The organism is Streptomyces sp. NBC_01233 (assembly GCF_035989305.1).
Lineage (GTDB): Bacteria > Actinomycetota > Actinomycetes > Streptomycetales > Streptomycetaceae > Streptomyces.
Genome location: NZ_CP108514.1, coordinates 1,185,801 through 1,199,070, shown reverse-complemented (window position 1 = coordinate 1,199,070; position 13,270 = coordinate 1,185,801). Strand labels below are relative to the sequence as shown.

General features: G+C 71.6%; 11 protein-coding genes and 1 pseudogene. 5 read left to right on the top strand and 7 right to left on the bottom strand.

The features are described from left to right. Positions 1 to 291: 291 nt before the first annotated feature. The 3 genes from OG332_RS05905 to OG332_RS05895 all read left to right on the top strand — a co-directional run bounded on the left by OG332_RS05905 (position 292) and on the right by OG332_RS05895 (position 3,514). Complete coding sequence (locus OG332_RS05905; RefSeq protein WP_327412433.1) at positions 292 to 1,743, top strand: polysaccharide biosynthesis tyrosine autokinase; 1,452 nt, start codon at positions 292 to 294, stop codon at positions 1,741 to 1,743. Then, complete coding sequence (locus OG332_RS05900) at positions 1,740 to 2,318, top strand: arsenate reductase/protein-tyrosine-phosphatase family protein (RefSeq protein ID WP_327412432.1); 579 nt, start codon at positions 1,740 to 1,742, stop codon at positions 2,316 to 2,318. Before OG332_RS05905 ends, OG332_RS05900 begins: the two co-directional genes overlap by 4 nt. A 707-nt stretch (positions 2,319 to 3,025) precedes the next feature. Then, a complete protein-coding gene (locus tag OG332_RS05895) occupies positions 3,026 to 3,514 on the top strand; it encodes a hypothetical protein (RefSeq protein ID WP_327412431.1) in 489 nt (162 codons plus the stop codon). 18 nt (positions 3,515 to 3,532) lie between these two features. Here OG332_RS05895 and OG332_RS05890 read toward each other — a convergent pair whose 3' ends face one another. The 3 genes from OG332_RS05890 to OG332_RS05885 are packed head-to-tail and all read right to left on the bottom strand — an operon-like array spanning position 3,533 to position 4,608. After that, positions 3,533 to 3,685, bottom strand: coding sequence for a hypothetical protein (locus tag OG332_RS05890; protein WP_327412430.1), 153 nt, complete (start codon positions 3,683 to 3,685; stop codon positions 3,533 to 3,535). Positions 3,686 to 3,703: 18 nt separating this feature from the next. After that, entirely contained in the window at positions 3,704 to 3,865 is a 162-nt protein-coding gene (locus OG332_RS47800; protein WP_442816336.1) for a hypothetical protein, read from the bottom strand. A gap of 20 nt (positions 3,866 to 3,885) precedes the next feature. Further along, complete coding sequence (locus OG332_RS05885; protein ID WP_327412429.1) at positions 3,886 to 4,608, bottom strand: hypothetical protein; 723 nt, start codon at positions 4,606 to 4,608, stop codon at positions 3,886 to 3,888. 136 nt (positions 4,609 to 4,744) lie between these two features. On the opposite strand from OG332_RS05885, the gene OG332_RS05880 reads away from it, so the two are divergent. Beyond that, positions 4,745 to 8,365 (top strand): hydantoinase B/oxoprolinase family protein, encoded by a 3,621-nt coding sequence (locus OG332_RS05880; RefSeq protein WP_327412428.1) that lies wholly within the window; start codon positions 4,745 to 4,747, stop codon positions 8,363 to 8,365. A 187-nt stretch (positions 8,366 to 8,552) separates the two neighbouring features. After that, positions 8,553 to 9,441 (top strand): annotated as a pseudogene (locus OG332_RS05875) (universal stress protein). A gap of 408 nt (positions 9,442 to 9,849) precedes the next feature. On the opposite strand, the gene OG332_RS05870 reads toward OG332_RS05875, so the two are convergent. From OG332_RS05870 to OG332_RS05855, 4 genes are read right to left on the bottom strand one after another with little or no spacing between them, the layout of a single operon-like run. Beyond that, on the bottom strand, positions 9,850 to 11,211 hold the full coding sequence (locus OG332_RS05870) for a nicotinate phosphoribosyltransferase (protein ID WP_327412427.1): 1,362 nt from the start codon (positions 11,209 to 11,211) through the stop codon (positions 9,850 to 9,852). 27 nt (positions 11,212 to 11,238) lie between these two features. Next, the gene (locus tag OG332_RS05865) at positions 11,239 to 11,487 is read right to left on the bottom strand and encodes a hypothetical protein (protein WP_327412426.1); all 249 of its coding nucleotides are present in this window, start codon (positions 11,485 to 11,487) and stop codon (positions 11,239 to 11,241) included. Then, positions 11,484 to 12,368: a universal stress protein gene (locus OG332_RS05860; protein WP_327412425.1), complete on the bottom strand. Its 885-nt coding sequence runs from the start codon at positions 12,366 to 12,368 to the stop codon at positions 11,484 to 11,486. The genes OG332_RS05865 and OG332_RS05860 overlap by 4 nt, the downstream gene beginning before the upstream one ends. Positions 12,369 to 12,384: 16 nt before the next feature. Continuing rightward, positions 12,385 to 13,191 (bottom strand): CBS domain-containing protein, encoded by an 807-nt coding sequence (locus OG332_RS05855; protein WP_327412424.1) that lies wholly within the window; start codon positions 13,189 to 13,191, stop codon positions 12,385 to 12,387. Between the last annotated feature and the right edge of the window lie 79 nt (positions 13,192 to 13,270).

The window sequence follows — 13,270 nt, the reverse complement described above, 5'->3', positions numbered from 1 at the left end:
GTCGGCCGTCATCAAGATCCAGATACGTGGATATATGAGAAAAGGGACATTAGGGCGTTGGTTGACGGTGTGTTGCCCAGAAGTCACCGGATGGTGCAGTGTCCGCTCCCCGATGGCCCACGCTGCCACCCCGACGGGGTGGCCGGACGGCGTGACGCCAGGGTCGTTCGACTGGCTGAGATGGGGGTGTCTCCCCCGGTTGAAACGCGCGAGTCCCTATCGTCGGCTGCATACATAGGGAACACAACATTCCATTTTGGGTGGTTCCCTCGGTTCCATGAGGGGTGAAGCTTGGATCTCCACCGATTTCTGAAGGCTCTTGCCAGACGCTGGCCGACCGTCGTGGTCTGTCTGGTTCTCGCGATCGGGGCGGCGCTCGCCGCGACGAGCTTGAGCACACCCGTCTACGAGGCGAGGACCCAGCTCTTCGTCGCCACCCGCACCGGTGAGGACACCGCCCAACTGAACCAGGGTCAGAGCTTCTCGCAGGCGCGCGTGCAGTCGTACGCCGCGATCGTGGCCACCCGTCAGGTGACCCGGCCCGTGGTGAAGGAGCTGCGGCTGCGCACCACCCCGGAGGAACTAGCGTCCCGGATCACCGCCGTCGCCCCGCTCAACACCGTGCTCATCGACATCACCGTCCGGGACACCGAGCCCAAGCGTGCGGCGCGCATCGCCAACGCCGTGGCGCGGCGGTTCAGCGCGGTCGTCGAGCGACTGGAGGCGCCCAAGTACGCGCCCGACTCGGAGCGGTTCCGAAGCAGCCGTACGGGCGACGGTGCCTCACCCGTCTCCCTGGGCGTCACCCAGGAGGCCGTCGCCCCCATCGGTCCCGTCTCGCCCCGCCCGCTGCTGAACCTGGCCGCAGGAGTGCTCGGCGGCCTGCTGCTCGGTGCCGGAATCGTCGCCCTGCGCGAGAACCTCGACACCACGCTCAAGACGAGCGAGGCGCTGGGCGAGTTCACCGCGCTGCCGGGTCTCGGCACCATCCCGTACGACAGGAACGCCCCCGGGCAACCGCTCGTCAGCGCCGATGGGCGATCCAACCGCGTCGAGGCCTTCCGCAAGCTGCGCACCAACCTGCAGTTCTCGCAGGTCGACGACCCGCCCCGGATCATCGTGGTGACGAGTTCGGTGCCCGGTGAGGGCAAGACCAGCACCGCGGTGAATCTTGCCCTCTCGCTCGCCGAGGCAGGTGTCTCCACCTGTCTCGTGGACGGCGACCTGCGCCGTCCGAGTGTGGCCTCGACCTTCGGTCTCGTCCAGGACGCCGGTCTGACCACGGTGCTCATTGGACAGGCCCGCATCGAGGACGTGATGCAGCAGGTCGGCGGCGGACTCTCGGTGCTTGCCAGCGGCGCCGTACCACCGAATCCCACGGTGCTGCTCGCCTCGGCGCGGATGGAAGCGGTGCTGCGCGACCTGGCGGACACCTACGAGGTCGTGATCGTCGACAGCGCGCCGCTGCTGCCTGTCGCCGACACCGTCGGACTCGCTCCGCTCGCCCATGGCGCACTGCTCGTCGTCCGCGCCGCCAAGACCAGCCGGGAACAGGTCCACACTGCTGCGGAATCGCTGGACCGCGTGGGTGTCCGCGTCCTCGGCACCGTCCTCAATATGGCTCCGGTGCCCAGGGGCGACCGCTACGGTGCCTACGGGTCGTACGGCGAGCTGCCCGCTCCCCGTGGGGCGGAACGCCGGAGGGAGGCCGCTGCGGCGACGCATCTCGCGGGCGAGAAATGACCTGTGTCCTGTTCGTCTGCACGGGCAACGTGCACCGCTCGGTGCTTGCCGAGCGGCTGCTGGCCGCGAAGCTACCGCCCGGCTCGGCCGTGCGGCCGGAGAGCGCCGGCACCGAGGCGTGGCCCCGGCCCGGTATGGAGAGCTCCACCAGGGCGGTGCTGGAGAAGCGGGGAGGTGACGGCTCCGGCTTCGCGGCCCGCCCGCTCACCGCGCAGCTCGTCGTGGGAGCGGCGCTGGTCCTCGGGCTTGCCATCGAGCACAGGGAGGCGGCCGTGCGGCTTGCGCCGTCGGCGATGCGGCGCTGCTTCACCCTGAAGGAATTCGTGCGTCTCGCCGCGGGAGGAGTGCGGGGCGGGGGAGCGGGCCGGGAAGGCCCGCGGGACGTGGACGGTTTCGACGTCGTCGTCGCGGCTGCGGCCGGCCGTCGGGGTGCCGCCGCCCCGGTCCCGCCAGTCGAGGACGACGTCGCAGACCCGTGGGGGAGGCCCCACCCTGTGCTGTACGAGTGCGCCCGCGAGATCGACGGGGCGGTGAGCACGCTCGCCCGGCTGCTGGGCGGCGGGGCGAGCGTCTGAATCGAGGGTGCACGGCGGGGGCTGCCATTCGGCACCGACGGTGTGGGGTCACGGCGCGCTTGCCGGAGGCCGCGGAGGAGCCTTCGCGCGGAGGTGCGCCCGGCGTCCTGGACGGCCTCGAGGCGGCCGCCTGTGTTCGGGCTCGGGCACGTTTGCGTGAATCGGAGCGGCTTCTCCCTCAGGTGCCAATACGTCGAAGATCGACCAGGCGGACTCGATGTGGGCGCTGTGGATGGCGGTGCGTTCGATGGCCGCGAGCGTTCCGGCGTTGAGGGAGAGCTGATCGCCGAACCGGAGGAAGAAGTCGCGCTCGTGAACACGCTCTGTAGCGGGAGGCAGAGACTGCCGGCCGAGGAGCGGGTGCGACGAGGCCGACGCCGCCGAGGTGCTCGTCAGACCTCTCCCTTCCTGCCCGGTGGCTGGCGCCTGGCTGCTTCGGTGAGCGGCGCGCCGCTCCTCACGGTCACGTGGTCCTCTGCCATGCTTCTGCGGTTGCGAAGACCGCCGTGGCGCCTCCTTCTGCCGTAGACGAGGACGCGGGGGCGGACGTTCGGCTGTGGATGCAGGAGCTCGACGTGGGTGAAAGAGGCCGGGTGGAGACGGACCGGACCGTCGGGGGTGTGGCGCACGTGCTTCGGCTGGCTCACGACGCGTTGCGCTTGGCCACGGCCGTTCTCGTGGGGAGCGGGCCTGGCGCGGAGCGGGAGATGACCGCGCTCGGGAGAGCCCTGACCGAACTGGGCAGCGGTGCGGACGACCTCGCCGCGACCAATGAGGTTGCAGATCTGCGCTCCGTCCTCACGGGCCTGTATGTCGGTCAGGATGTGGGCCGTATCGACCTGTTGACCCGGCAGGTGGGTGATATCGCCTGGGAGCGGCGGTCGATGCGGCCGCTCCCGGAGGAGTTGCGGCTCCCCGTTCGAGAGATCGGCGAGGTCTGTCTCACGTTGATCGGCCGGACGAGCGACGTCGTCGCGCTCTCCGCGCCCCATACGGTCGTCGGCAGGGAACTGGCGGACATCAGCCGTCGCCAGCAAGCGCTGGGCCGCCTGCTGCTGGAGAGGGAGCAGGCGATCGCAGTGGCGGATGCCGTCGACGCGGCGGTGATCGGCCGCTGCTACGAGGAGTGCGCGTACCGGGCCGTCGCCGTGGCCCGCCACGCGGCCCTGCTGAGGGAGACCACGCCTGGGCGGTGACGAGTACGCCCGAGGGTGTCAGGGCAGGCCTGCCAGGGCGGTTTGGTCGAGGATCAGCTGCCACACGGCTCTGTGGAGGACGAGGCCGCCGTGGGTGACGACCATGACGGCCAGGACCGGGTCGGCCGGGTCCATCTGCAGTTTGCCGTCTCGCACGATGCGCTCAAGCACCGCGGTGACGTTCCGTGCTTACGCCGTGGAGGCTGCTCGGGGGAAGTGCGCGGGGAGTCGGCCCGCACCGATGACGGTGACTCCGGGGCCCACGGTCGACGTGCTCTCGGGTCGTACGCCCTCGACATTTCCGTCGTCCGGTCCAGCGGCCGTATCGACGACGACGGAACCGGGACGCATGGCGGCCATGGCTCGGGCGGTCACCAGGACCGGCGATCTTCCCCCGGGGCGGGGCGGGGCAGGGCGGGGCGGGGCGGGGCGGCGGCAACGACGATGTCGACGTCCCTGAGCAGGAACGGTGGCACCTGCCTGCCCGCTGCGTCGTCGACGACGTGCACCTGGGCCCCGAGTCGGCGGAGGGTTTCGGCCGCCTGCCGTGCCGCGGCACCGGAGCCGATGACGCAGGCCCGCGCCACCCCCGGGGAGCCAGGTCCGGGCGTACCCGACAGGGGACGCCCGAAGTGGTCGGCCGCGAGGAGCGCCGCTTTGTAGCCGGCGAGCCGGTCCTGGGAGGCGGCAGCACCCACCGGGTCGGCCGCCACCAGCGCGGTCGGCGCGAGATCCAGGCCGATCGTGGTGAGCCCCTCATCAGCCCACCGCCGGACCTGGAAGGGGATGCTCAGCGGGTCCAGGAGCGCGATCAGCACCTGCCCCCGCCGGGACCGGCAGCCTGCCGGGAGGATGGGCGGCCGTACGCCCACGAGGATGTCGCACCGGGCAAAGAGTTCCTCGCGCGTGGTGACGCCGGCACCTGCCTCCCGGTAGAGGCGGTCAGGCATCCGGGCCGATGTGCCGGCGCCGGCCTCCACCAGCACATCGATCCCCAGCGTCCGTGCCGCGCCGACGAGATCGGGCACGAAGGCGACCCGCTTCTCGCCCGGCGCTGTCTCCCGGAAGATGCCCACCGTCAGGGGAATCACCACTGGCCCACCTCCGCCCGAAGGCGTTCCACTCCCCGTATGAATCTCATGCACCGCGAGTCGCGCCGTCACCGGATGAGCGCATAGGGTCATGCTGGGACGCCTGCGGCTCGGCTCAGGCACGAAGGGACAGCGCGCGATGGCTTCCGGCACCGGTCACGGCTGGCAGTTCTGGATCGACCGGGGTGGCACCTTCACCGACATCGTCGCCCGGACCCCGGACGGTCGCCTCCTGTCCCACAAGCTCCTGTCCGAGAACCCGGCCCGCTATCGCGACGCGGCCATTGCGGGGATCCGCATGCTGCTGGGGCTGAAGCAGGGCGGAGAGATGCCGCGTGCCGCGATCGACGCCGTGCGGATGGGTACCACGGTGGCCACCAACGCCCTGCTGGAACGCACCGGCGAGCGCACCGCGCTGATCATCACGCGTGGCTTCCGCGACGCTCTGCGCATCGGTTACCAGAACCGCCCCCGCCTCTTCGACCGGCAGATCCTCCTCCCCGAAGCCCTCCACGAGAGGGTCATCGAGGTCGCCGAACGCATCACCGGCGACGGTACGGTGCTGAGCCCGCCCGATCTGGACGGCCTCGCCGTCGAGCTGAGACGCGCGTACGACGACGGCATCCGCGCCGTCGCGGTGGTGTGCCTGCACAGCGCGCTGCATCCGGGTCACGAGCGGGCGATCGGCGAACTGGCCGAGCGCATCGGGTTTCCCCAGATCTCGCTGTCCAGCGAAGTGAGCCCCCTGGTGAAGCTGGTGCCCCGGGGAGACACCGCGGTCGTCGACGCCTATCTTTCCCCCGTCCTGCGCCGCTACGTCCGGCAGGTCGCGGACCGGATGGGCGGCGTGCGGCTGATGTTCATGCAGTCCAACGGCGGTCTGGCCGAGGCGGGGCACTTCCGGGGCAAGGACGCCATCCTGTCCGGTCCGGCCGGTGGCATCGTCGGGATGGCACGCCTGTCGCAGCTGGCCGGATTCGACAAGGTCATCGGCTTCGACATGGGCGGTACCTCCACCGACGTGTCCCACTTCGCGGGAACCTATGAGCGGGTGTCCACCTCCCAGGTGGCGGGAGTCCGTCTCCAGGCGCCCATGCTCGACATCCACACCGTCGCGGCGGGAGGCGGGTCCATCCTGCACTTCGACGGCAGCCGCTACCGCGTCGGCCCCGACTCCGCCGGGGCGGACCCCGGCCCTGCGTGCTACCGCGCGCAGGGTCCGCTGACGGTGACCGACGCCAATGTGATGCTCGGCCGCATCCAGCCGGCTCAGTTCCCCAGCGTTTTCGGACCGGACGGACATCAGCCCATCGACCATCACGTCGTACGGCGGGGGTTCGCCGAACTCGCCGGGCAGATCCGCTCGCGCACCGGCGACCGGCGATCGCCCGAGCAGGTGGCCGAAGGCTTTCTGCAGGTAGCGGTGGCGAACATGGCGGCCGCCGTCAAGCGGATCTCCGTGCAGCGGGGGCACGACGTCACGCGGTACGCACTGACCTCCTTCGGCGGGGCCGGCGGCCAGCACGCGTGCGCCGTCGCCGATGCCCTGGGGATCCGCACCGTCCTCGTACCCCCCATGGCCGGGGTGCTCTCCGCGTTGGGCATCGGTCTCGCCGACACCGTCACCGTGCGCGAGCGGTCGGTCGAACTGCCCCTGGAAGAGGCGAGCATGCAGCGGATCCACGTCGTCGCCGACGAACTGGAGACCGCAGCACGCGCCGTGCTGCACGCGGAGGACGTCCCTGCCGAACGCATCCTGGTCACGCAGACCGCACGGCTGCGGTACGACGGCACCGACACGGCGGTCACGGTGGCACTGGCCGACGCCCCGGCCATGACCGAGGCATTCGAGGCGAGCCACCGGGCGATGTACTCGTTCCTCATGGACCGCCCCGTCATCATCGAAGCCCTCTCGGTCGAAGCAACGGGTCTCACCCCGCAACCCGACCTGAGCCATCTCGCCGAGAGCGGCCCGGCGGGCGAGGACGTTTCCCCGGACACCGTGCCCCTCTACACCAACGGCGCGTGGCGCGAGGTGTCCCTGCGGCGGCGTGAACTCCTGCGCCCGGGCGCCGTCGTGACCGGCCCCGCCGTGATCACCGAAACCAACGCGACCACGGTCGTGGACTCCGGCTGGCGGGCGACCGTGAACGGCACCGGGCATCTGCTCGTCGAACGCGTCACCGTGCCGGCCGGGGCCGACGTGGAGACCGCGGCCGACCCCGTCATGCTGGAGATCTTCAACAGCCTCTTCGTGTCGATCGCCGAGCAAATGGGAGCACGGCTGGCTTCGACGGCGCAGTCCGTCAACATCAAGGAACGGCTGGACTTCTCCTGCGCGCTGTTCGACCCCGACGGCAACCTGGTCGCCAACGCACCGCACATCCCGGTGCACCTGGGCTCCATGGGCACCGCCGTCAGGGAGGTCGTCCGACGTCGGTCCGGGACGATGCGGCCCGGCGAGGCCTACGCGGTCAACGACCCGTACCACGGCGGCACCCACCTGCCCGACATCACCGTGGTGACCCCGGTCTTCGACGAGCGGGGCGAAGTGCCCGGTGGGGAGATCCTGTTCTTCGTCGCCTCACGGGGCCACCATGCCGAGATCGGCGGTCTGACGCCGGGGTCCATGCCGGCCGACAGCCGGGAGATCGACGAGGAGGGCGTCCTCTTCGACAACTGGCTGCTCGTCGAGGGCGGCAGGCTGCGGGAGGCCGAGACCCTCGCGCTCCTGGCCCGGGCGAGATACCCGTCGCGCGCCCCGGCGACCAACCTCGCCGACCTGCGGGCCCAGATCGCCGCCAATCGCAAGGGCGTCGAGGAAGTCGGCAAGATGATCGACCACTTCGGGCTGGACGTGGTGCGGGCGTACATGCGTCACGTCCAGGACAACGCGGAGGAGGCCGTCCGCAGAGCGGTCGTGACCCTCGCCGACGGCGAATGCCGCTACGAGATGGACTCCGGGGCGGTCATCTCCGTACGGGTGACGGTGGACCGCCAGGAACGGTCGGCGACGATCGACTTCACCGGTACATCGGCCCAGTTGAGCACCAACTTCAATGCGCCCACATCCGTGGTGAACGCGGCTGTGCTGTACGTCTTCCGCACCCTGCTCGCCGAGGACATCCCGCTCAACGACGGCTGCCTCAGGCCCCTGCGGATCATCGTCCCGCCCGGGTCCATGCTCGCGCCGGTCCATCCCGCCGCCGTAGTGGCCGGGAACGTCGAGACGTCCCAGGCGATCACCGGGGCCCTCTACGCCGCCCTGGGCTCGCAGGCCGAGGGGAGCGGCACCATGAACAACGTGACCTTCGGGAACGACCGGCACCAGTACTACGAAACCGTGGCCTCGGGCTCCGGCGCCGGACCGGGGTTCGACGGCGCGTCAGCCGTGCAGACCCACATGACCAACTCCCGCCTCACCGATCCCGAAATCCTTGAACTGCGCCTACCCGTCCTCGTGCAGGAATTCTCCGTTCGTACCGGCAGTGGCGGCGCGGGACGCTGGCGGGGCGGCGACGGCACCGTACGCAAGATCCGCTTCCGTGAACCCATGACGGTCAGCACCCTGTCCGGTCACCGCCGGATCCCGCCGTACGGCATGGCCGGCGGTGACCCCGGCGCACTGGGCACCAACCACGTGGAGAGGGCCGACGGCACCACCACGCCAATGGCCGCATGCGACTCCGTCGCCGTGCAGCCCGGCGACCTGCTGGTCATCGAGACACCGGGCGGAGGCGGCTACGGCAAGCCCTCCTGAACCGCCTGGTGTCTCCTGCCGTAGGCGGGGTCCTCATCGGCACAGAACCTCATGCCGGTGAGGCGCCTCACCGGCCGCCTCCGCGCCCACCCGCGGGCTGCGGACCCTCGGCCCCGCCTGCCACCCCTGTGGCCGTGGCACATCGCCGGGGAGAAGCTTGACATGAGGGGCCGAGTGAGGGAGCGCCGTGAGCGGTCTGGTGATTGTGGGAGTGGATGGCTCGCCATCGAGTCTGGCCGCCGTGGACACGGCGGCCCGGGAGGCCCGATGGCGTGGGGCGGGATTGCGGGTGGTGCACGCCTTCCACTGGCCGGTGATGCCTGTGCCGTTGGGGCCCGTGCCGCAGGACCCGTCGGAGCGCGTGTTCCGGGACATGGTCGAGAACCTGGTCGCCGAGGCGGTGGAGCATGCCAGGACGGTGGCGCCGGAGGTGGACGTCACCCATGCCGTGGTGACGGGGGAGCCGTTGACCGTGCTGGAGGCGCAGTCGCGTGGCGCAGAGCTGGTGGTCGTCGGATCCCGGGGCATGGGAGGCTTCGTCGGGCTGCTGGTGGGCTCCACGACGGTGAGGATCGCGGCTCACGGCCAAGTGCCCGGTGCTTGTGGTGCGGGAGCAGCCGGATCCTGCCGGGCCGATCGTGCTGGGCGTGGACGGCTCCCGGGCCGGGGCGGCGGCGGTCGATTTCGCCTTTGCGGAGGCCGCGCTGCGCGGTGTCGGAATCCTCGCCCTGCACGCCTGGACCCCGTGGAACGCGCCAGTACCTCCACCGCAGGATCCTACCGAGCCGTACGCGAGCCGACCGGGCATGCTTGCCCAGGCCGAGGAGGCCGTGATGGCCGAGGCACTTGCGGGCCGCCGGGAGAGGTACCCGGAGGTCTCGGTCGAGCCCCGTGTGACGCGCGGCGGCACCCGTGAGGCTCTGATCGAGGCAAGCAGCACCGCACAGCTCCTGGTCGTCGGAGCTCGGGGGCGCGGTGGCTTCGCAGGCCTGCTGCTGGGATCGGTGAGCCAGGCCATGGTGCACCACGCACATTGCCCGGTCGCCGTGGTGCGGAGGCCCGGCGAGCGCCGCTGACGGCGACCGGTAACGGCCTGGGAAGGCCGTCGCGTTGACTGCCGGGCTGCTGGTATCGATCCCGCACCCGTGCGCTGACTGCGGTTCCGGGTCATCCCTCGCTCTACGTCTCGATCGCGGACCTTCTACCGGAGATCACCGTCTCTCCTCCCCACGAGAAGCTGCTGCACACGGCGAGCTTGGCTGTGGGGTCGGCCACCCTGCCGGGTGTCGCCCTGCTTGAGTGAGCCTGCGGAAGGCGGCGCCGCCCGACCCAGCCTCCGGCCGGCTCTGCGCGGCCCCGTATGCACCGCCCGGCTCCTACCAGGCACCGGGCCATTTCGGCCCACCGCCGGCTATTGCGGCCCGCCGCCGAAGCGGGGCCCCGCACGCCGAAGGGGTGTGGATGCGGAGGACCGCGGTCGGTGATCAGCTCGTCGACCCTGCGGCTCCGCATGGCAGGTCAGTCCCGATCGAGGCGGTGATGTGCCGCCTCACCTCGTCTGTCAGGGCGGCCAGGCGGGGCGACACGGCGGCCACCGGCGCCCGGGGGCTGTCGATCCGGCGTGCCGCCTCCGGCGCCTGTGCGAGATCCGTCTCGAACCGGGCGCGCGCCGACGCCAGGGAGGAGTGCGGACCGATCCTGCGCCCGCCCCGCATCACGGTCCGCAGCAGCGGCTCCGCCCCCTCGGCGACGTCCTCGTCGCGCAGGCCGATGGTGTCCTGGAGGCCCGGTCGGCGGAAGACCTGCTTGGGGGCGGGCGCGGTCGCCTTGGCGGAGGAGAGCTTCATCACCGGGCGGCCGTCGTACGCGACGAGCTTGTACGCCGCGTCGAGGTACGGGGCGTCGGCGGACACGCCCATCTTCGTACCGACCGCGTACACGTCGATCGGCGCCCCGGCCCGCACGAGAACGTCGACCGCGTACTCGTCCAGGCCGCCGCTCGCGATGATCCGCACGCCCGGCAGCCCCTCGGCGTCGAGCAGGGCGCGGGCGCGCCGGGCGAGGGCGTCGAGATCCCCGCTGTCGAGCCTGACCGCGCAGCCGGCCGGGTCGCCCAGTTCGTGGAAGATCTGCGCGGCGGCCACGACGCCGTGCTCGGTGTCGTAGGTGTCGACGAGCAGGGTGACAGGGCCGGGGTGGGCCCGGACGAAGGCCCGGAACGCGTCGCGCTCGGTGGGGAAGGACTCGACGTACGAGTGCGCCATCGTGCCGGAGGCGGGAAGGCCGTACTGCACGGCGGCGGCCACGTTGCTCGTTCCGGCGAACCCCACCATCGCGCTGAGCCGGGCCGACGCCCTGCCCGCCTCGGGGCCGTGGCTGCGGCGCAGCGAGAAGTCGATCACGGGGTGTTCGGCGGCGGCCAGGACGCACCGGGCCGCCTTGGACGCGACCGCGGTCTGGTGGCAGACCAACGTGAGCAGGTACGTCTCCACCAGCTGCGCCTGCGGCAACGACGCGGTCACCTCCAGCAGCGGCTCCCCGGCCAGGACGAGTCGTCCCTCCGGTACCGCCCGCACCTCCCCGTCGAACCGCAGTCCGAGGAGCTGCCGGAGCTCATCCGGACGCCGGTGCAGTGCCTCCGCGAAGTCCCGTACGTCGGCCGGGCCGACCGTGAAACCGGAGAGGAAGTCGAGCGCGGGCTCCAGCCCGGCCGCCACCAGGAACCCGCGGCTCTCGGGCAGATCCCGTACGAAGAGACTGAACGTGGCCGGCTGCTGCATCCCCTCGCGGAGGTACGACAGGGCCATGGTGACCTCGTAGAGGTCCGTGGTCGTCACCCTGGACATGCTTCCTCCTCTGCGTCGGGCCCACCGTCATGCGGCTTCGGGCTCCGCGAGTCGGCAGGGGACGTGCACCGCGCCCTCCACCGCCCGTGCGAGCCGTTCCGCCACCGCGATCAGGGAGCCGTCTCGGACCATGCCGGATGGGGTCAGGACCACGCCGGATGGGGTCAGGACCCCGCCGGTGGCCAGGACCACGCCGACGACCTGGGCCTCGCCCGAGCAGGTCGCCGTGGCGCGACGTCTGTCCTGACGAGGCACCGTTCGGCCGGCGGACGTCATGCTCGGATGCTCCCCTCGACCTTCGGTACGACCGCGACGGGGCAGAGCGCGTGGTGCAACAGGGCGTGGGCGACGTGGCCGAGTTGCAGACCCAGGTGGTGCTCGTGGCGCTGTGCGCCGACGACCACGAGGTCGGCCGCCGCGGTGCGTTCGACGAGGATCTTGTGCGCGGACCCCTCCACCAGAGCCCTGTGCAGCCGGACCGGCGGGTGGTCCCGCAGCGGCCCGGTGAGGGCCTCGTCGAGCACGGTGTCGGCACGTGCCTGGTGGTAGACGCACGTGCCGTCGGGGAGGGAAGGGTGGTCGACGGCCTCGGGTGCGGGGCACCGCCAGGCACGGACCGCGTGGAGCTCGCAGTCGCGCGTGGTGGCCTCGCGCAGGGCGAACCGTACGGCCTCCGGGCCTCCGGGGGTGTCGGCGACGCCGAGCAGGATGCGGTCGTGCGTGCCGTGGAGGCCGGGCTCGTCGCCGCGGACGATGACGACCGGGCACAGGGCGCGGGCGGCGACGGACAGACTGACCGAGCCCAGCAGGAGGCTCGCGATCTCGCCACGCCCCCGTGAACCGGTGACCAGGGCCCATGAGGTGCGGCTCTCCTGAAGCAGCGCGTGCACCGGGTCGTCGGCGAGCACCTCGGTATCCACCGTGAGGTCGGGGTTCCGCCGCTCGGCGCGCCTGGCGGCGACTTCCACGACGTCATGGCCGACCACCTGTCCGGCCGACCGGTCCTGGCCGGGCGCCGGGGTCTCGTACCGCTCCCACCGGGAGGCGTACACGACCCGCAGGGAGCGCTTGTGCAACGCGGCCTCGTCCACGGCCCAGTCCAGTGCCTCGAAGCCGGAGTCGGAGCCGTCGACGCCGACTGTCAGGGGGAGTTCCATCGGGGCCACCGCCCTCTCATCCGTCCCGCACGGTCAGTTCGTCGATCACGGCGGTCACCACGTCGAGCCCTTTCACCTCGGCGAGCAGCCGCGCGGCGTCGTCACCCGCCACGGGGCCCCGGAGACGGACCACTCCGTCATGGACCGTGACCTCCACCGTGTCGGCGGCCTCGGCGAATGTCTCCCGGACGCGGCCCTCCACGCCCTCACGGATGGCCGCGTCGTCCTGGAGCAGGGCGTCCAGCAGGGTGTGCCGCTGGACGGTACCCACGAGCCGCCCGTCCGCATCGGTGACCGGAAGGCGCTTGAGGCGGGCGAGAGCCACCAGCCATGCCGCCTCGGGGACCGTCGTGTCCGCCAGGACGGTAATGGCAGGGCTGGTCATCAGGGCCTCGGCCGTCTCCTTGCCGGGCTCGACCGCCGGCCCGGTCTCCCGCAGCCGGCGCACGGCGCTGGGACGGTGCGCCTGCGCGGCGACCACGGCGAGGAGATCGGCTTCCGAGACCACGCCCAGAACCCGGTCGTCGGTGTCGACGACGGGCAGTGACCCGATGCCGTGCTCGGAGAGGGCCCGGGCGATGTCGGGGAGGGCGGTGTCGGCGGTGACCGACGGATGGGGCACGGCCATCAGGTCGCGTACGAGGAGGGCTGTGCGGGGCGCCCGGGCGGCAGGCCGGGCCGCCTTCGCGGCGGACACGGCCGCGATCGCGCCGAGGTACCGCATGAGGGCGTCCTGCCGCAGCGGCTCGTCAGGCATCGAGGCGCGCCCCGGCACGCCTCGGCGGGCCTCGGCGCCCCCTGAGTATTTCTCACGCTCGTTCATGGCGCTCGCTCCAGATGTGGTCCCGTGGTTCGGGCTTCGCGCCGCTCGCTGGGGCGCGTCGAGTGCCTGTTCCTCCGGA

Excerpts from the sequence above, each read along its gene's own strand:
- OG332_RS47800 (WP_442816336.1), bottom strand. The coding sequence starts at position 3,865 with ATGCGTCCCGGTTCCGTCGTCGTCGATACGGCCGCTGGACCGGACGAC.
- OG332_RS05895 (WP_327412431.1), top strand. The coding sequence starts at position 3,026 with ATGACCGCGCTCGGGAGAGCCCTGACCGAACTGGGCAGCGGTGCGGAC.
- OG332_RS05870 (WP_327412427.1), bottom strand. The coding sequence starts at position 11,211 with ATGTCCAGGGTGACGACCACGGACCTCTACGAGGTCACCATGGCCCTG.
- OG332_RS05855 (WP_327412424.1), bottom strand. The coding sequence starts at position 13,191 with ATGAACGAGCGTGAGAAATACTCAGGGGGCGCCGAGGCCCGCCGAGGC.
- OG332_RS05865 (WP_327412426.1), bottom strand. The coding sequence starts at position 11,487 with ATGACGTCCGCCGGCCGAACGGTGCCTCGTCAGGACAGACGTCGCGCC.
- OG332_RS05880 (WP_327412428.1), top strand. The coding sequence starts at position 4,745 with ATGGCTTCCGGCACCGGTCACGGCTGGCAGTTCTGGATCGACCGGGGT.
- OG332_RS05860 (WP_327412425.1), bottom strand. The coding sequence starts at position 12,368 with ATGGAACTCCCCCTGACAGTCGGCGTCGACGGCTCCGACTCCGGCTTC.
- OG332_RS05900 (WP_327412432.1), top strand. The coding sequence starts at position 1,740 with ATGACCTGTGTCCTGTTCGTCTGCACGGGCAACGTGCACCGCTCGGTG.